The sequence below is a fragment of the Leptospira idonii genome (assembly GCF_004770995.1).
GTDB classification, from domain to species: domain Bacteria; phylum Spirochaetota; class Leptospiria; order Leptospirales; family Leptospiraceae; genus Leptospira_A; species Leptospira_A idonii.
Map to the genome: position 1 here is coordinate 68,472 of NZ_RQHW01000002.1, position 17,934 is coordinate 86,405.

General features: G+C 41.3%; 17 protein-coding genes. 13 read left to right on the forward strand and 4 right to left on the reverse strand.

The genetic code is table 11. The annotated features are described in order from the left end of the window. Positions 1-21 precede the first annotated feature (21 nt). The gene (locus tag EHS15_RS00375) at positions 22-1,608 is read right to left on the reverse strand and encodes a 7TM diverse intracellular signaling domain-containing protein (protein WP_135758546.1); all 1,587 of its coding nucleotides are present in this window, start codon (positions 1,606-1,608) and stop codon (positions 22-24) included. Positions 1,609-1,763: 155 nt separating this feature from the next. On the opposite strand from EHS15_RS00375, the gene EHS15_RS00380 reads away from it, so the two are divergent. From EHS15_RS00380 to EHS15_RS00405, 6 genes are all read left to right on the forward strand, one after another. Further along, complete coding sequence (locus EHS15_RS00380; protein ID WP_246051825.1) at positions 1,764-2,888, forward strand: LamG domain-containing protein; 1,125 nt, start codon at positions 1,764-1,766, stop codon at positions 2,886-2,888. Between the two features lie 195 nt (positions 2,889-3,083). Further along, positions 3,084-3,704, forward strand: coding sequence for a hypothetical protein (locus tag EHS15_RS00385; protein ID WP_135758547.1), 621 nt, complete (start codon positions 3,084-3,086; stop codon positions 3,702-3,704). A gap of 84 nt (positions 3,705-3,788) precedes the next feature. Then, complete coding sequence (locus tag EHS15_RS00390) at positions 3,789-4,367, forward strand: CarD family transcriptional regulator (RefSeq protein ID WP_135758548.1); 579 nt, start codon at positions 3,789-3,791, stop codon at positions 4,365-4,367. A gap of 43 nt (positions 4,368-4,410) precedes the next feature. Further along, complete coding sequence (locus tag EHS15_RS00395; RefSeq protein WP_135758549.1) at positions 4,411-5,448, forward strand: PIN/TRAM domain-containing protein; 1,038 nt, start codon at positions 4,411-4,413, stop codon at positions 5,446-5,448. 25 nt (positions 5,449-5,473) lie between these two features. After that, positions 5,474-7,234, forward strand: coding sequence for an apolipoprotein N-acyltransferase (locus tag EHS15_RS00400; RefSeq protein WP_135758550.1), 1,761 nt, complete (start codon positions 5,474-5,476; stop codon positions 7,232-7,234). After that, entirely contained in the window at positions 7,215-8,774 is a 1,560-nt protein-coding gene (locus tag EHS15_RS00405; RefSeq protein ID WP_135758551.1) for a hypothetical protein, read from the forward strand. The genes EHS15_RS00400 and EHS15_RS00405 overlap by 20 nt, the downstream gene beginning before the upstream one ends. 2 nt (positions 8,775-8,776) lie before the next feature. Here EHS15_RS00405 and EHS15_RS00410 read toward each other — a convergent pair whose 3' ends face one another. Then, positions 8,777-9,232, reverse strand: coding sequence for a hypothetical protein (locus tag EHS15_RS00410; protein WP_135758552.1), 456 nt, complete (start codon positions 9,230-9,232; stop codon positions 8,777-8,779). A 77-nt stretch (positions 9,233-9,309) separates the two neighbouring features. Continuing rightward, a complete protein-coding gene (locus tag EHS15_RS00415; RefSeq protein ID WP_135758553.1) occupies positions 9,310-9,945 on the reverse strand; it encodes a flagellar assembly protein FlaA in 636 nt (211 codons plus the stop codon). A gap of 64 nt (positions 9,946-10,009) precedes the next feature. On the opposite strand from EHS15_RS00415, the gene ompL47 reads away from it, so the two are divergent. The 7 genes from ompL47 (at position 10,010) to EHS15_RS00450 (ending at position 16,239) form a co-directional block, all read left to right on the forward strand. Beyond that, complete coding sequence (gene ompL47, locus EHS15_RS00420; RefSeq protein WP_135758554.1) at positions 10,010-11,116, forward strand: multi-beta-barrel domain surface protein OmpL47; 1,107 nt, start codon at positions 10,010-10,012, stop codon at positions 11,114-11,116. Between the two features lie 62 nt (positions 11,117-11,178). Beyond that, positions 11,179-11,895: a ComF family protein gene (locus EHS15_RS00425; protein ID WP_135758555.1), complete on the forward strand. Its 717-nt coding sequence runs from the start codon at positions 11,179-11,181 to the stop codon at positions 11,893-11,895. A 5-nt stretch (positions 11,896-11,900) separates the two neighbouring features. Beyond that, positions 11,901-12,245 carry an STAS domain-containing protein gene (locus EHS15_RS00430; RefSeq protein WP_135758556.1) on the forward strand — a complete coding sequence of 115 codons (345 nt, stop codon included), beginning with the start codon at positions 11,901-11,903 and terminating at the stop codon, positions 12,243-12,245. 11 nt (positions 12,246-12,256) lie between these two features. Then, entirely contained in the window at positions 12,257-12,862 is a 606-nt protein-coding gene (gene rdgB / locus EHS15_RS00435; protein WP_135758557.1) for an RdgB/HAM1 family non-canonical purine NTP pyrophosphatase, read from the forward strand. A gap of 69 nt (positions 12,863-12,931) precedes the next feature. Continuing rightward, complete coding sequence (locus tag EHS15_RS00440; RefSeq protein WP_135758558.1) at positions 12,932-13,600, forward strand: hypothetical protein; 669 nt, start codon at positions 12,932-12,934, stop codon at positions 13,598-13,600. A gap of 30 nt (positions 13,601-13,630) precedes the next feature. Next, positions 13,631-14,692 carry an Lsa36 family surface (lipo)protein gene (locus tag EHS15_RS00445; RefSeq protein WP_135758559.1) on the forward strand — a complete coding sequence of 354 codons (1,062 nt, stop codon included), beginning with the start codon at positions 13,631-13,633 and terminating at the stop codon, positions 14,690-14,692. A gap of 62 nt (positions 14,693-14,754) precedes the next feature. Next, on the forward strand, positions 14,755-16,239 hold the full coding sequence (locus EHS15_RS00450; protein ID WP_135758560.1) for a lactonase family protein: 1,485 nt from the start codon (positions 14,755-14,757) through the stop codon (positions 16,237-16,239). A 12-nt stretch (positions 16,240-16,251) separates the two neighbouring features. Here EHS15_RS00450 and EHS15_RS00455 read toward each other — a convergent pair whose 3' ends face one another. Then, positions 16,252-17,892, reverse strand: coding sequence for an ATP-binding cassette domain-containing protein (locus tag EHS15_RS00455; RefSeq protein ID WP_135758561.1), 1,641 nt, complete (start codon positions 17,890-17,892; stop codon positions 16,252-16,254). Between the last annotated feature and the right edge of the window lie 42 nt (positions 17,893-17,934).

Here is a 17,934-nt window from a genome sequence, read left to right on the forward strand (position 1 = left end):
GTTTTGTAGGGAGTCTATTTTTTATACCTTCCCTCGATCGTTTTTCTTTTTGTATTCTCCTGGTGTTAGCCCTGTTGCTTTTTTAAACTCGGAGTTGAACACCGATTTTGATCCGAAACCTGTAGTAAATGCGACGGCAATCACCGATAGATCCGGTTTGTTTTTGAGAAGTTCTTCCGCTTCTTTAATTCTATAGGAATTCAAGTAGGCTCGAAAACTCATTCCCATCTGCGAATTGATGAGCTCCGATGTCTGCTGTAGATTGAGCCCTATTGCCAAAGATGTTTTTTCCAAATCCAAAGTTTCATCTAAATACGGTTTTGTTTCCGACATCCATTTTTCCAGCCGAACTAAAAATTCGTTCGTATTCACCGAATCTAGTTTGGATTTCGTATAACGTGTGTCTTTTGAATTGTGTATGGAGAGAAGTCTTTGCAGAATTTCATTTCTTTCTCCGGTCAAATCCTTATATTTTTGAAGAAGATTGAACAATAAAAAAAACAAATCGATGGGAAATATGAATATGGATCCGTATAGAACCGGCAGAGAATAAGGAAGGATTCCTAAGTAATAAAAAATAGAAACGTATCCGGAACAAAGATAAGTTCCCCAGCAGAGTAGAAAGAATTGGATTCTTTTTTCTCCCATCCGATAGATTCTAATTCCTGTGATGAGGATGATCGGAACGGATATTAAATAGATGAGATTGATGAGCCTAGAAAAGAACATATTCGTTTCTGTGAAAGGAATGCAGAGAGAAGATATGAGTCCAATGATTCCCAGCAGGAACAACAATCGATCGATCCAAGGAGTTCTTTGTTTTGTGTTTAAGAACATTCTTACAAACTGAAAGGATGTTGCGATCCCCAATGCCAAAAAGAATAAATTCGATCTGCTTTGCCACCAGATTGAATTAGGCCAAAGAGTATGAAATGAGTTCCCGAATTGTGTGTTGTACCACAAAGTTGTTGTTAGGATATAGATGGCATAATAGAAAAATTCATAGAGTCGAAATGCGATCAAATAAAACAGGCTGATCACAAACATTACTGCACAAAATCCTAGGATTAGGCATATCACTGCGGTCTCTAGAACGATTTTGTTGTGAAATGCATCCTCATCCATAGAGAAGATAGGAAAAGAAATGAGTGAAACGGATTGAAGACGCAGATAAATATGGTTTTTCTTTGTTTGTTTGAGCTTTGGGATTTGAAAACTAGGATCCAATGCTTCCGGAACTGCCCAGGTGGATTTCGGAAAAGAATCCCCTGTTCGCAAAGACATGTAGGAAGTTCCGTCCGGTAAATATAAAGTCGCACTATCCAATGCCTTCCATTCTAAAGAGAGAATTTTCTCGGGCAAAAAAGCAGGATCTTTTACCGGGGCACGCAACCAAATGATGTCTTTTGTAAAATGGAAAGAGAGAGAATCTTCTCGGATGGTTTGCCAAGATGTTTGTTTCTCTATTTCCTCCAAAGTCATGTTTCCTGCAGGATCACGGAAGGATTCGAATCGATTCGTAATGTTGGTTCTGTTTTTATCCTGATCGGAACAGGCAACGCCCGCAGATAGGATCCATGCAAGGAACAAAAATCGAATCGATTTCATTTTGAAACAGATTCTATTTTTTTTGACAAGTTACAAGTTTAATTCTAAAAAACAGTCCTGAAATATAGTTTCGGACGACCGGTTCTTTTTTTCGGATATGCTATGCCTTTATGGAGAGTTATATTCGAATATTCTGGCAGGTCCGATGTTTCGATTTGTTTAGACATATCCATTTTATATTTTTTACATCCGCTTTATTTTTGTCCTTTGACTGCCAGCCGGTCCATTTTAATAATACGGGAGATCGGGGAAGCAAGTCATTCTATCAAACTCAAATTTTACAATGTTTTTTGGAAAGACGCTGCGGCGATTTTATTAAAAACATAAGTTATGCGGGCGGCCCGTATTCTTTCGTTCAAAAAGTTTCTATCGCTCCTTTGATTCCCTCTTTGACGATGGAAGTTGTATCCTGCGTTTCCCATCCTGCCTTGCCTAGCGGACTTTCCATTGATAATCAATGTAAAATTAGCGGTACGCCACTTGCCTTACAGTCGATGACATCATATACCATTATCGCAAGTAGTTCCGATTCTGGTTCGATACAGGGAAAGATTGAAATTTCTGTAAATAGTTTCTCCATCCCCGCCACACTTGTTTCCGGTCTCTATGCGTGGTATCCTCTCGACGGGAATATGAATGATATGAGCGGAAACTCTCGTCATGGATATTTCCCTGGTGGAATTTGGCCTACAACTTCAGGTCCTTCTTACACTCTCAGTCGTTTCAATCTGCCGAACGGTACTGCTTCCTTCAACGGGACAAATCAATTTTTCGGCAGCGACTTTGCTCCTCTTTGTCACGAGGACTTTGCCATTGCCTTATGGATTTATCCGAGCGTTGTCTCAAATAACAAAATTATGGGGTATCAAGGTGCTACGAATTATAATCCAGGGATCACACTTGCAGTGAATGGAGCAGGGCGTGCGGAATTCAATGCCTTTTGGGTTGCCGGTTGGGGCAATGTGGATGGTCTGGCAGGGAATTCCTCAACTGTGGTACCTGCAAACGTGTGGACTCATATAGTTTATGTTCACAATGGAACCACTCGGCAGGGAAATATTTGGGTCAATGGAGTGAATGAAGGTACTACCTCAAACTTTGGCTCGTATGCCGGATGTACCACAGGCACTTCGCCGAATCAATGGTGGACAGGCACACCGCTAAATATCGGTTATGCTTACCCAGGTGGGTTCTTTACGGGAAGGATGGATGATATCTGGTTTTTCATAGGACGCCAACTGAATGCGAGCGACATTTCCACTTTGATGAGTCTTCCTTAGTGTGTCATTTCTTTGCATCTATGATTTTGTTTTGTCATTAAATCTGCTTCAAAATGCTTTGAAAACATAGAGACTGCTTGTCGGATGATTGGCAGAAAGAAAAGAGATTCTTTTGGAAAATTGAGTAAATCTAAAAAACCATTCTTTTTTTCAGGTGGATCAGCCGATTCTAAAAGAAAAGAGATTCGGAAAGTCATGCAAAATATAGATTACTCACGTAGACTCCGCGGATCCACCGGCCTTACTTCCGGGATGCAGGAACCACATACTTACACTTCCTATGCGAACCCTTCTTTGGGTGGAGGGGAATCTTCCAAATCCAAATCTGCTTTTGTACTATTGATCGGTGCTATTTTACTTTTTACTTCCGGAATGGTAGTAGGAATCCAACTCAACCAAAAGGAGAAAGGATTCCAATCCAATGGAGAAAAAAGTTTTTCCAATGTGGGGAAATCTACAACGCAGCTTTCTAAAAATGAGGGTTTATCCTCTAAGGATGCGGTAGAGAAGGAGGAAGAACGTGGTACCTCCTACGATTCCCCCTTCCCATCCTCTCTTAAATTCCCTCCTAAAAATGACCAAATCAACTATATGGTCCAAGTAGGCGACTTTTCCCCGGAGGAAGCGGTTCAAATCGGAAAACAACTGATGACCAAAGAACCCAGCTTGCAGGGACGCATTTTCCGCACTTCTACAGGAAAGCTCTATGCGGGTTATTTCTACAGAATGGAAGACGCAAAAGAAGCTTTGGACAAAATTACTTCTTCTGTTCCTGGTGTTTCCAGCGAAGCGACTGTAAAAACAATTCGATTCTGAACTATTTTTAGCACTTCCCTTGACAGAGCCCGTTTTTCGGGTTATACTAAAGGTAAGAGTATTTACGGAAGTTATTATACTTACTTGGCTACAAAAAAATTAACTGAAAAAGTAAAAGAGCCTAAATTCAAGGTGGGAGACTATGTAGTTTATCCCATCCACGGGGTAGGCGAAGTCACAGAAGTCGCAAAAAAAGTGATTCTGGGAAAGAAGAAAGACTGTTATATCATGGAAATTCAAGGTTCCAAGATGAAAGTCTCGATCCCGGTTGAACGTGCGATCGATGTTGGCATCCGGTCGATCATTGATAAAAAAGAGATCAAAAAAGTTCTCACTCTCCTCAAGAAGGATGAGATCGACACGGAAGAAGACTGGAAGGTCCGTTATCAAAATAATATGAACAAGATCAAGTCCGGTTCCATATTTGAGGTAGCAGATGTTTGCCGCAATCTTTACAAACGTGCCTATGGAAAAGAACTCTCCATCATGGAGAGAAAGCTCTATGAGAGCGCTTATAATTTAGTAAAGATGGAAATTGCGTTGAGCAAAGGAGTTCCCCAGGAAGAAGCAGGAAATATTGTTTCTGATGTACTGGCGGCTTCGGTCCAAGGCATGGCACCTCCACCTCCCCCGAAAGAAGAAGATGATCTTGATCTAGAATAAACTTCCGTATCTGCTCAAATTTTTGGCTAAAAAGGTTTGAGTCATGAAACACCTCCTTTCAGCTATCGGCTCGGTTGCAGTCGGTTTGGCTTCATTTTTCTTTCTCTACTCGGAATCACAGAATCCGGTTCTTGCGGGTTCCTTGTCGGGATTGGTCCTTCTCTATTCTCTCTTTCTCAGCTATGGAGAGAAAAAACTATACCCTGAACTCAAAGCAGATGTTTTGCTTTGTGCTAGCGTGGGAGCTCTTTTGGGAATCGCAATCTCTGCGTATCCTGCATCCTTACTTTCCGAATACGGATTCAAGTCCGTGGGAATCTTAGCGGTATTTCTTTTTTTCCTTACAGGAGTGAAAGGGGGAATTGCTTTCTCTAAAAGACCCGGTCTTTCCATTTTCGGAGGAGGAGCCGGTCCGGCAGGAACCAGTTTTTCTATCCCAGGATTGGAAACTGCATCCAGCAATGTAAGAGAAAAAATTCTAGATACTTCCGTTGTGATCGACGGTCGTATTTTGGATATCGCCGACACACACTTCTTAGATGGTCCTCTCATCCTTCCTAACTTCGTGCTTCGTGAAATCCAATTGATTTCCGATTCTTCCGATCCGATCAAAAGAGCTCGCGGCCGTAGAGGTTTGGAGATGCTCAATAAATTGCAAAGAAAAGGATCTATCGAAGTTAAAATCACATACACTGACTATTCCGACACAAGAGAAGTGGATGCGAAGTTGGTGAAACTTGCCCGTGATACAGGCGGTGCCGTTGTTACCAATGACTTTAACCTCAATAAGGTGGCAGAACTCCAAGGTGTGAAGGTTCTAAACCTGAACAATCTGGCAAATGCATTGAAACCGGTTGTGCTTCCTGGAGAAGAATTCCCTATTTCCGTCATCAAAGAAGGAAAGGATGAAAACCAAGGAATCGGTTATTTGGAAGACGGTACTATGGTCGTGATCGAAAACGGCGGACATTTGGTCGGAAAAGAAGTGAGAGTCGTTGTGACTTCCATCATTCAAACCGCTGCCGGAAAGATGATTTTTACAAAAGTACAAAACGGTAACAATAACTATAACAAATCGTAACGATTGTTTGACAGAGTGCTAGCTGATGAAAGCTCTATTTCGTTTTTTTACCTCTCGTGAGGGGCTAATCGCAGTACTCTGTTATGTGGCGACCGCAGCGTTCGCCACACTTGCCTTCGCTCCCTATTCCCAATCTTATCTGGTATGGCTCTCTCCTCTCGGTCTTTTTTATATAGAAAAGAAATATAGGGGAGAATGGAAAAAGCTTATCTGGCACGGATTCGCCTTTGCGATCGTGTTTTATAGTTTTTCCTTTTATTGGATCTACTATATGGTCACTGTGTTCGGAGGTTTTCCTTGGTTTTTGGCGGGACCGATCTTCGTTCTATCCGGGATCTTTCTGAACATCAAGTTTCCTTTCTTTCTGCTTTTATTTTCTTTTTTGGCAAAGAAGGTAGGGAAGTATTTTCCCTGGTTGGCAGGATTCTCCATGTTGGCTGCGGAGTTTTTGACCCCCCAAGTGTTTCCCTGGTATTTCGGAAACATAGTCGCAGAAAATCACATTCTATCGCAAAACGCAGAGTATGCGAGTGCGTATGGCCTCACTGTTTTATTATTCGTTTTCTCTTATTTTCTATTTCAATCCCTTCGCCCTAAAAGATGGCTTTTTATTTTCCGTTATTTGCGAACCGAAGGGAAAAATCTTCTTCGTAAAAGAAAGATCGTTTTAGGGATCGGTTCCGTATGGCTTTTGTTTCTTTCGTTTTGGGTCAATGGCGCTTATTTGTTTTGGAAATGGGAGAATGTCCTTCCTGTCGCCAAACGGGAAGTATTGATCGTCCAGCCCAATGCTCCTTTGGAGTTCAGGGACGGAAGAAGTGTGGCAGAAGAGATGAATCTTCTGATGCAAAGAATTGACCGCCTTACGGAAGAAGGTGCTAAGGGAGATAAAATCGATCTCATCGTATTTCCGGAATCGGGAGTTCCTTTTTATTCCACACATGAAACGGAAGCCACAAAGATCACAGGTGTCTATCAGCCTTGGTTCGAATCTCAAATGGCGATTTTGGCTCTCAGACATAAGGCGAATGTTTTTTTCAATGAGATCGATGTGGACTTTTTGAACGGGATCAAATCCAGAAGAAATTTAAGAAGTTATAATTCTTCCGCACTTATGAATCCGAACGGAGAAAGAAGAGAGAGTTATCAAAAAGTATATCTTCTTATTTTCGGAGAATACATGCCTTTCGAATGGATGTACGAACTTTCCGAACAAACGGGAAGGTTTGAGGCGGGAAAATCCCTTTCCCTCATTCCTTATTATAAAACTGCGGATTCCGTATCTACGAATTTAACTCCTCTTCGCTGGCCAGACTCCCTTCAGTTTTCTCCTTCTATGGTAAGGGACTATTATAAAACTCACACCGTACCGGAAGAGAAGGTAGGAAGTTTTCTTCCTTTGATTTGTTATGAAGTGATCATTCCTGAATTTGTGAGAAGGTTCCAGGGAGATCCCGATTTTTTCGTCAATGTAACAAACGATAAATGGTATGGGAATACAGTAGAAACCTACGAACATCATACTTTGGGCAGGATGAGATCCATCGAATTCCGCAAATGGATGGTTCGTTCCACGAATTCCGGCACTTCCGTTTTTGTGGATCATCTGGGAAGGAACGTAAAAAATGAATTCACAGCCGTAGAAGCAAGTGCTACTCTAAGAGGAACAGTGGATGTGATGCCCGGTTACGAGACCTTTTACAGAAGGTTCGGAAATCTTCTTCCTTGGTCGTTCCTCATCCTATCTGGGATCTATTTCGGTTATTATGTTGCGAAACGTCGTTAATTTCATATATGAAACCCGCCTTTTTTATGCGGTATATGCTTCGATCGCTTTTCATATAGTGATTTTTATATTCGCATACAACCAATCGGAAACAATTTATCAACCTATCTATTGCGGTCCTTACTGGATTTATGCCAACGGAGAAGTTGCGGACCGCCCTCTCGAATTGGACTTAGAATTCGCAAAAAGGGCCTGGGAAGAAAATCGCCTCAACAAAGAAGGTCTCATCCAAGAAGAAGGGCAAGAAACAACGGACGGAGAGCCTGGTGAGAAAGGTAAGTCAGAGTCTTTTGCCAAAGGAAAATACGAAGGAGGGCAGTGGGAGAATCTGGTTAAAGATTTGGAATCCGCTTCCCGCTTGAGAGACGGTTTTAAGAACGATTATGATAATGTTTATTCTTTCTCCGATGTTTCCGATTCTTACATTCGAAGAGAAAGAGACTACGAAGATATCGTAGTTAAGGAAGTTTTTCCTACTCTAAAAACAATTAGAGATCCTTTCACAGTCGATATAGAAGAGGCTGATGATAATTTAGCAGTTCATAAAGAACGAAACCGCATCATAGAAGAATTTCGAAAGGGAGAAGAACAATCGATCGTTACGATTACGGTTGCTTCCGAAGGAGAAAATCCTCCCAAGTCTCCTCTTTCCATGCCGAAAGAAGAAAGATCCGACTACTTGGATCAAACTTTAAAACAATCCAAAGAAAAACAGTTGGATCAATTTATTTCCCGCTTTATGGGTTATGATCCTGACAAAGGGGATTTAGCGAAATTCGTTCGGGATTTATATTATGAAAACCTGCAAAGATTGGCATATGTTTTCAGCGGGGATCCCAGTTACTTCACAGTAGATTATTTTCAAGAGAACTTGAATAAGGAAGATTTCCTCAGGCAGATGATGGCTCTTCTTTCAGAGAACTTAGGCACCAAAGTCGGTACGGAAGTTCTATTCACTTTGGATAATATTTATTTCATTCAGGCAAGAGCTTTGAAGGTTCTGATGGAAGGGGAAGCTTTGTATGCATCTGCTTCCGATGAACAAAAAAACAAACTTCGCATGGAAATCATAAAAAGGGTGTCCGAAAAATACAGACCTCTTCTGAAAGAGAAAAATATTCGTTCTTATGCGGATGTGGAAAATGCATATTCCAAAAAAAGATTGGAGATCATGGACACTCTTATTAAAAATTCTCCCGCAGGATATCGGTTAAACGACGCTCATTTCGAAAAAGGTAAAATTCTTTGGGACTCCGGAATGTTCCGAGGAGAAGACCGTCTTCTATTTGCCGCCATCGAAGAATGGAAAAAAATAAATCCTAAGAGCAAAGAAGGGGATTTTTTGGCGGCAAAATCCTACGATTCTCTAGGGATCATCCTGCAGCAGGAAGATGTGAAAGATATGTATGGGAAGTTTTCTCCTGCCGCAAAGGATAGAATCAATTACGTAATGACCCATCATCTGGAAGAGGAAATCAATTTGAAACGTCAAAGGGAAGAAAAACTGCTTTGGCCGAAAGTAAAATCTAAGCCTAATTGATTTTAAGTTTTTAAGTTTTCGATTCCGCTTTCATGAAATTCAGTAGCCCATTTGTCGTGGAAAGGAGTTTCTTTTTCGATCCTTTCTTCTATGGCCATTCCTGAAATTGCAGACTCTCCGTAATGTCTGAGAAAATCACGATGTGCTAATCTTTCGATGAGAGCTTGCCAGAAAACTTCGTCTTCATAATCTTCCAAAATATCCACAAGGCCGCTTTCTTCTTCGAATTCACGAGTAAGATACGGTTCTCCGTTATTTTGATCGATTTGAACTATATTGCCTAGCCCTGCGCCTTCCGCATGATTGAAAACATGACGAACCACTTCCGCAAATCGGGAGTCGTTGTCGGAATCTTCCTCGACTCTTTCCTTTGCCTGCAACGTAGAGATAACCCAATCTCCCATATAGACTAATTTGAGAAGGGTTTCGTATTGCTCAAGGGACAGTTCAAGATTCATCTAAAGATCAAGATCGGGGGCTTGGTTGGAATGAAAAGAGTTTTTTAGGCGGATCTTTCTGGAAAACGTCCCAAATTTTAATCTTCCAAAAGCAGTTCTTTGTTGCGGAGAGGTCTGTATTTATCTCGCACAATGGCAGTTATATCGTCAATGGCCAAAAGCACTTCCTGGGTGTTGGAATTGTTTTCGTTGGGAAGATAAAAGAATCCCAAGAGCTTGAGAGAGGAGCCTTGGAGAAAAACCCTGTCATTCTGGTCTACGGAATGTGTAAGAGGTACCACACAATTCTTCCAACCTTTGTAATTGAGCGAGGTAATTGCGATTTGGCGGATCTCGAAATCCTGATTTTCTATGATCAATGTTAGGTTTCCGATGGATTGGGAGGAATAAACAGGAATATGGATCTCTTTTACATAATCTTTGATCAAAATCGGTTGGGGAAAATAAACGGAGAAAGGAAAATTGGCGGCTTTCGGAACCCTGAGCACCAATGCTTGCCTGGATCCTGGGATGGGTGCGGTAAAATTTCCGGAAAGGGACAGATCGGGTAGAATTGTGTCTTTTTCGAGCCTGGTCCTAAGGTTGGCCTGGGAGTAATCTTGGGTTTCGAAATTCTCCAAAAGGATCTCTTTCCAGATCGTAACGTCCGCTTCTCTAACGTGCGCAATGCACAGAAAAATGCTCAGGAAAGTTATGTTTCTTAATGCAATCATGTTGACAATAATTCCTAACGAAGGGGATATATATGTTTTATCGGTAAAAAGGAGAATCTCACAAATGCAGGCGCACAAGTACCTATTGGCCATTTTAGCAATTTTTTTCGCAGGCCAACTCTCAGCACAGGTCGCTGACCCAAAAGCAAATACTTCCACATCCAAAGAAGAAGCAATTCAAAAAACAGAAGAGACTTCAGGAACAGTGAAACAAACTGTCGATGAAGTAGAAAAGGCAGTGAAGGATGCACTCGGCGGAGACAAGGACGGGCAAGGCGTCGTGGCTTCTGGAAAAGAGGCACTTTTTATCAATAGCAAAACTTCCTTCACATTGGAAGCAAAAGATGATTCCTCTTCTGTGGATTACATCGAGTGGAAACCTAAAAACGGAGACTACAGACGTTTCACTACTCCTATCCGCATTGCGGAAGAAGGTGTGACTGAAATTCAATACCGTTCCGTAGACAAAGCGGGCAATTATGAAATTCCTAAAGTTTTGGTAGTGAACGTAGACAACACTGCTCCTAGAGTTTCTCTTCAACCTGCAGAACAATTTTTCGTGTTAGACGGTGTTCCTTACTCTTCTAAGAACAACAGTTACTCGATTATCGCTGAAGACAAACAAACCGGTGTCAGTGCAGTTCAATACAGCGTAAACGCAGAAGCTGCTAAAGCTTACTCCGAGCCGATCAAATTGGAAAACGGTGGAGCAAACGTAATTAAATATTCCGCTACTGATAAATCCGGAAATTCTTCTCCTGAATCTTCTCTTATCATTACTGTGGACGATGTAAAACCTACTGTTGAAATCGTTCCTTCTTTACCGCTTGTTGACATCAACGGAAAACCTTTTGCAAAAAGAGGAAACGTATTCTATGTAAACGCAACGGATAAAGAATCCGGTGTGAAAAAGATTCTAGTGAAACTGGACGCAGAAACAGAATACCGCCCTTACACAGAAGCGATTTCCGTAGAAACACAAGGAGACCATGTTCTCAGTGCGATCGCCATCGATAACGTAGGAAATCAATCCGCAGTAGTGGAATTGAAATTCTCCGTAGACTTAACTCCTCCTTCTTCCGTGATCCAAAAATCAGGAAAAGAAGAAGCTAAAGTAGAATCTACTACTCCTACAACAACAACACCTGCAGAAGAAACTCCTGCAAAATAAAAACTAGATACTTCGTTCGGGGCCAAATCTTTCGGCCCTGAACCCAGATTCGAGGAGGCAAAATGTTTTCTCGAATCCTTTCCTTCTTTTATTCCCATCCTTGTTCTCATTGCGGTCATTTGGATTTTCTATCCAATCGGTTTGGAGTCTGCATTCATTGCATACGCAAACGAAGAAAATTTCAAAGAGATCATTTTGATCCTTCTGTCTGTTCCGTTTGTTCTCATAAAAGAGAGGAAGGAAAAGACTGTGCCTTTTGTTCTTCCCGATTCGTTTTTTTCTCCCGATTAGAGTTTCTGCACTATCGGTTTCCCTGGGAAAAAGAAACCTTTCAGATGTGCAAATTCCAAAAAGAAAGATTGCTTTCTTTTTATTTTGCGTTAGACTTCCGCAGAAAAAAGATTTCTAAGCGTCAGATAGAAAGGCCGGATGCGATTGTCTTTCTGCCTTCCGGTGATTTGAAATCGGGAAGAGGGTATCATCCTGCTGAAATTTTAGGGAAAAGGTTAGCTCTAAAGTGGAAGATTCCGATTCTACCGGGGGTGAGAAAGGCATCGCACGAGAAACAATCCGGAAAAATGTATAGGGAGAGATTTTTTCATGCAAAAAAGGCATTTCTTTTTCGAAAAAATGATAGAATGTGTAATGGAATTCATATCTTGATCATAGATGATATATTCACTACTGGTGCAAGTTTGAATGAGGTGGCTCGTTTGTATCTGGAAAACGGTGCAAGTAGAGTTTCGTGTATGGTATTATTAATAAACGAGGGTGATTGAATATAATGGATGTTCAAGTCAAGGAAGACATAAGGATCATTAAATTTGCGGGCGCCATTTTAAAAGTGGATTCCGACGAGATTGAGAAAGAACTTTCCAAACTCACTCAATCTTCCGTCAAAAAGATCATTCTTGACCTAACAAAAGTTCATCATATCTGTTCCACTGCTCTTGGAATCTTTGTAGCTACCAAGAGAAAGTTGAAGCCGATGAACGGAGATATCAAGGTGATCGTAGTGGATGAAGATCTCATTCAACTTTTCGAAATCACAATGTTAGACAAAGTGTTTGAAATCTTTCCAGATCTTTCCTCCGCGATCGAAGGTTTTCAGTTAGACGCAGAAGATTGATTTAGTTTTTTATGTCGGCAAAACAAATTGCCTTTGCTTCGGGGAGTGCGCATAAACTCAAAGAAATGCGCCTCATCCTCGAACCGCTTGGTTTTCAATTACTCTCTCCGAAAGATCTTTCTATTTCCTTTTCTCCCGAAGAAACAGAATCCACCTTTCTTGGTAACTCTTTGATCAAATCGAGAGAACTCCATAGACTCACAGGATTACCTTCGTTTGCGGACGACTCGGGAATTTGTGTGGATGCTTTGGAAGGACGACCGGGAGTTTATTCCGCAAGATACGGAGGAGAAGGTTTGAGCGATAAGGATCGTGCCTTGCTTTTGTTATCCGAGCTTGGCAATAATCCGAATCGAAAAGCGAACTATACTTGCGTCATCAGTTTTTGCGACGGCAAAACAGAAACTTCTTTCGAAGGGCAAGTGTTCGGGGAAATCTCCGCAGATTACGACGAAGTGGGGAAATACGGTTTCGGTTATGATCCTGTCTTTTTTTATCCTCCTTTCGGGAAAAGGTTCTCAGAAGTAGAGGAAGAAAGAAAAAACAAAGTCTCTCATAGGGCGGTTGCAGTGGATCAGTTCGTTCGATGGTTGGAAACTTATGGAACCTCTTTATGAATTTTTGATTTCGGTTTTAATGATTCTAAAATTTATTTCGTTTCCGATTCCAAGTTGAGGGCTGCCGGTTTGTTTTTTCCGATCAAATCCAATCTATGCAACGGAATATTATATATTTCCATACTTTCATTGATCTTTTGTTATTCGGGAAATTCTCCTGATTACTGCGATGTAGGAGGAAGAATCATTCATGACAAAAGCTGCAACAAACAAAAAAACAAAACAGATTCCCTTCTTGCAGAATACATCATCGCCGTAGGAATCAAATGTGCCGATCCGAATGCTATTCGCGATTTGGAAGGAAATTGTTTTTTAGACAGCCAAAACCTGCTTCATAGCATTCAGGAATCCCCCAGCTCGATCCAGTATTCCGCAATTATAGATCCTTCCATTTCCAGATCCAGCCAGCAAACCATCGGGAGTTTGTGTTTAAATAAGGATGCAAGTTCGCCTTTGGGAGCCAGATCCAGCCATTATGCTCAGAAAATTTATTCTTACGATCCTATCTCAAAGTCTGCAGTTAAGGAAATTTGGAACCAAAATCCGGAATATGAAGGCAATCGAGCCGCCGTGTCGGCAAGACCTCAGTCTTTACAAAATCATATCGTAGGAATGCCCGTTTCTCGTTTGGAAGCAGGCGGATGGATTGTGACCTTCTCCGGAGCCTCGAGCGGTTGTTATGAAAACAAGGGAATTTTCGCCAAGAGTTATTACCGTATTTTACAAGTTATAGATTGATTTCATTCGAAATTATATTTCTTTGAGAAGATGAGGTTTTCTCTTTCTGCATTTACTTTCATTTTGCTTTCGTTTAGCAGTTCCATATCCGCCACAGCAGTGTGTTTGGGAGAAGAATGTTCTAGAATTCCGAACGAATTTTTGTTGGGTGCGAATCTGATTGATCCCGCATTGGATGCAGTATATACGAAAGATTTTTTGAACGCAATGGGCAGCAGTGCAGTGATGCAGAACGTCAATTCTTCCATGATAGGCGCAAGGCATCTTTCCGGGCAAAGGGCAGGTTTGGGATATTCATTGGCCAGAACCAATCTCAACCCAAGGAATTTGTTTCTGGAGAATTCGGAACTGAGGGAACTTCCCTCTCAAGGTGCGGCGGCTTCTCCTGCGGTTTCCTACGGTGCAAATTTGGGGACTTTGATCGGATCGCCTAATTCAGAATTAATGAAATGGAATGTGAATTTTCATATATTTCATTATTATCTTTCTGAAGGGAACCTTCCTTTTTTGAGAATCAAAAATACGGACATCGGGGGAAGGGTCACGAATCTAGGTTTGAATCTGAGATACTTTCCCTTGTATGAAGGCTCTGAAGAAGGGAAAGATACTTCTTATAAAAACGGGTTATCTTTCGGGTTCGGTATTTTTCAAACCAATCAACAAATTCTTCTGAATTCCTATGATAGAAGGCCTACGAACATCCGCATCGACGGGGATGCCAGAAAGTGGATCGGAGTCAACGATCTGAATTATCATTCCCGCATTTTATCTTCCACTTTGGATGTAAGATATTCCTACGCTTTCGGGGATTTTTCCATATACGGAGGATTAGGAGGTATGTTTCATCAAGGAAACATTACGATCCAAGTGGTGCGAAATGCATCGATTTCTACGGTTTTGAATAAGGAAGATTTCAGCACTTATCCTTCTCTTTTGCATTTGGACATTCATAGAAACTATTTTTTGACGAGCAGAGATTGGTATGGAATTTTAGGAATGGAGTTTCGATGGAGAAACGTGAATCTTCTTGCTGAATATTTGAAAAATCGAAATTCGGAATCTTTGAATTTGGGAGTACAATATCTATTTTGATATTTTTTGACAAGAAAAAGCCTTGTCAGTTTTGAATCTTTTCGCTTAACATTCCTGTAATAATGATGAGTCTGAAAAGAGGATGTGTCTTCTTTGTTCTAATTTGGTCCTCTTTTTTTTGCAAGAATGTTGATTTAAATAATGCTTGTGATGCGAGTTCTAAATCCTATCGTTTTGCGAAAACCCTCAATCTTCTTTTCCCTTCGGAAATAAAAGGATGCGTTTCTGTAGCTCCCAGTTTCGGGATCGAATGGAACCCATTTTCCTCTTACCAAAGATCTGTGGTACCTGATGGAGATTCACTCAATTATCCTGCGGGTAATTTAATACTTTCTCCTTCTTTTTCTGAAAATGTTTTTCAATACAATGGGTCTGTAAAATACCGAACGACTTCCTTTCGGCTAAAGGTTTACGGGAATAGAATCAAACATTTGATCATCGAACTAAATCGTCAGGTTATGCTGGATGCATCAGCAGGTAGTTCTGAGATTGAACTTCCTCTGACAGTCGGTTTGAACCAGATTCGTATTTTTGCCGATGGAATTGGAGATTATCACTTTCAAATCAAAAGAGAACCTCAGTACTTGTATGTGCTCAAGGCTACTTCGCCGCATATTTTCGTGTATGAAATAGCTTCTGATGGAAAAATCAGTTCCGTTTCAGGAAGTCCTTTTTCTCTTCCTTCCGTTTCAAGTGCATTCGGTTTTGATTTTAACATTGCCCATTCCCATATTGTAACAGCAAATAATGCGGATCAAAAAGGGAGCGTTATCCGGGCCGACTTTTCTGGAACTCCCGTTTGGAGATCGAATTTTAATGTAGTAGGAGCAAACAATTTAAATGCTGCTTTTCATCCTTCCGGGAAATACTTTCTGGCTGGCAGTACTACGCTTTCTTCCTTTTCCTTTGACGCAGAATCAGAAAAGACGGAATTGATTCATTCTACAGCTGGTTCTTCCACCGCCGCAAGAGGGGGAAAGTTTACTCCAGATGGAAAATATTATTTTCTAACGGAGGCAAGCAGCGGGCTTATTAAAAGATTTTCATTTTCTAAACAAGATGGAATGTTAGGTGCTGCTGTTGGCGTTGGAAATTCTATCAATAATCTCAGTACTTCCTTGTCTATTACACCGGATGGTAAATATTTATATTCGTCTGAAGACAGCAGGTTAGCCGCCTATTCGATCAATTCAGATGGGAATCTTTCCTCGATCGGAAATTATAATGTATCTTGCTCCACTTATTACTATTACTTGGGAAGCATTGATCCGAGTTCCAAATTTATCTATGTTCCTTGTCAGTCCGGAAATTCCATTGTTGGTTATTCCATTGCTTCAAACGGAGCTTTAACTTCCGTTGCGAGTTTGGGAGTGTCAGGAGCACCTACTAATACAGCGATTGATTTGGATGGAAAATATCTTTACGTAGGAACTTCTTCCAGCAATTCAATTTCCGTATATTCCATCAATGCATCTACAGGAGCTTTGGCTCTGATAGAAACAGAGCCATGCAACGGAGTTTCAGTAGAAATGAAAGCTGATTATTAATGTTGATTGGAATTATCCTGTTGCGACAGTTCCACCTGACAAACGTTTGTAGAAATCGGCTCCTTCTCTTTCCAAAAATTCCTCATAAGTTCCTTTGAAGTCGTTGATTCCTTCCGGAGTCACTTCTATGATTCTTGTGCAAAGGGAGCTGATAAATTCGCGGTCGTGGGATACTAACAGAACCGTTCCTTCGAATAACGAAAGAGCATAGTTCAGTGCTTCGATGGTTTCCAGGTCCAAGTGGTTGGTAGGTTCATCCAATGCGATTACGTTGTCTCCTGCTAGAATCATCTTACCGATGATCATTCTGGATTTTTCGCCTCCCGAAAGTACCGTTGTGGATTTGTTCGCCATATCTCCGGAGAATAACATTCTTCCTAAAATGGCTCTGATCTCTTGCACTTCCGTTCCTTGAGGAGCATTGCGAAGAAGCCACTCGATGAGAGTGTCTGCATCCGGTTCCATCGCCTCACGATGGTCTTGTGGAAAAAAGGAAGCTTCTACGGAATCTCCCCATTTTACCGTTCCTTTGTCCGGATCCAGTTTTTTCATAAGCATCTTGAGAAGAGTCGTTTTTCCCACACCGTTCGTACCTACGATTCCCACTTTTTCCCCTTTGGAGATGGAAACCGTAAAGTCTTTGATGACAGAAAGAGTCTCGTAAGATTTAGAGATGTTATCTGCATCGAATACATCTTTCCCTAGAACTCTTTTGGCCTTGAAACGAATGTAAGGAGCGACTCTGGAAGAAGGTTTTACTTCTACCATCTCCGCTTTGATTTTTTCGATCATCTTTTGGCGAGAGGTAGCTTGTTTGGATTTACTCGCATTTGCCGAGAATCTGGAAACAAACTCTTGTAAATCGGAAATTTTTTCCTTAGCTCTTTTGCTGTCGCTTACCAACTGTTCTCTCGATTGCTCTGCTGCAATCATGAAGTCGTCGTAGTTCCCTGTGAAGATTCGAATCGTATTGTAGTCTAAGTCTGCGATATGTGTTGAGACTGAGTTGATAAAGTGACGGTCGTGGGAAATCACGATGACAACACCGTCGTAAGATGTCAAAAGTTCTTCCAGCCAGTGAATGGTTTTGATATCCAAGTGGTTGGTTGGCTCATCTAATAAAAGTACGTCGGGCTTGAGATAAAGAACTTGAGCCAGCAACACTCTCAGTTTGAATCCGCCTGTCAGATAGTTCAAAGGTTTGTTATGTGTATTCGTGGGAATCGCAAGTCCTTCTAGTAGTTCCCCTGCGATGGACTCCGCTTCGTATCCGCCTAAGTCTGCGAATCGTTCTTCGATTTCGGAAATGCGGATTCCTTCTTCATCTGTCATTTCTTCTTTTGCGTAAATGGCGTCTCTTTCCTGCATCAAATCCCAAAGTTCGGGATTTCCTCTTAGTACGGTTCCTAAAACGGTTTCATTCTCGTATTCGTAGTGATCCTGCTTGAGGTATCCTACCTTCATGTCTTTGTCGATGGCTACAACACCCGCAGTAGGCTGTAAAATTCCCGCTAAAACCTTCATAAAAGTCGATTTTCCCGACCCGTTGGCTCCGATGAGGCCATACCGGCACCCTGGCTTGAATTTGATAGAAACGTTTTCAAAGAGGGGTTTTTTCCCGAAGGAGACGGTAATGCCAGTTGCTGAGATCATATACAGTCAATTTTCTAAGGGAAACTGTGGTTTCAACCGACA

Excerpts from the sequence above, each read along its gene's own strand:
- EHS15_RS00375 (WP_135758546.1), bottom strand. The coding sequence starts at position 1,608 with ATGAAATCGATTCGATTTTTGTTCCTTGCATGGATCCTATCTGCGGGC.
- EHS15_RS00385 (WP_135758547.1), top strand. The coding sequence starts at position 3,084 with ATGCAAAATATAGATTACTCACGTAGACTCCGCGGATCCACCGGCCTT.
- EHS15_RS00395 (WP_135758549.1), top strand. The coding sequence starts at position 4,411 with ATGAAACACCTCCTTTCAGCTATCGGCTCGGTTGCAGTCGGTTTGGCT.
- EHS15_RS00400 (WP_135758550.1), top strand. The coding sequence starts at position 5,474 with ATGAAAGCTCTATTTCGTTTTTTTACCTCTCGTGAGGGGCTAATCGCA.
- EHS15_RS00405 (WP_135758551.1), top strand. The coding sequence starts at position 7,215 with ATGTTGCGAAACGTCGTTAATTTCATATATGAAACCCGCCTTTTTTAT.
- EHS15_RS00410 (WP_135758552.1), bottom strand. The coding sequence starts at position 9,232 with ATGAATCTTGAACTGTCCCTTGAGCAATACGAAACCCTTCTCAAATTA.
- EHS15_RS00415 (WP_135758553.1), bottom strand. The coding sequence starts at position 9,945 with ATGATTGCATTAAGAAACATAACTTTCCTGAGCATTTTTCTGTGCATT.
- ompL47 (WP_135758554.1), top strand. The coding sequence starts at position 10,010 with ATGCAGGCGCACAAGTACCTATTGGCCATTTTAGCAATTTTTTTCGCA.
- EHS15_RS00425 (WP_135758555.1), top strand. The coding sequence starts at position 11,179 with ATGTTTTCTCGAATCCTTTCCTTCTTTTATTCCCATCCTTGTTCTCAT.
- EHS15_RS00430 (WP_135758556.1), top strand. The coding sequence starts at position 11,901 with ATGGATGTTCAAGTCAAGGAAGACATAAGGATCATTAAATTTGCGGGC.
- rdgB (WP_135758557.1), top strand. The coding sequence starts at position 12,257 with ATGTCGGCAAAACAAATTGCCTTTGCTTCGGGGAGTGCGCATAAACTC.
- EHS15_RS00445 (WP_135758559.1), top strand. The coding sequence starts at position 13,631 with ATGAGGTTTTCTCTTTCTGCATTTACTTTCATTTTGCTTTCGTTTAGC.
- EHS15_RS00450 (WP_135758560.1), top strand. The coding sequence starts at position 14,755 with ATGATGAGTCTGAAAAGAGGATGTGTCTTCTTTGTTCTAATTTGGTCC.
- EHS15_RS00455 (WP_135758561.1), bottom strand. The coding sequence starts at position 17,892 with ATGATCTCAGCAACTGGCATTACCGTCTCCTTCGGGAAAAAACCCCTC.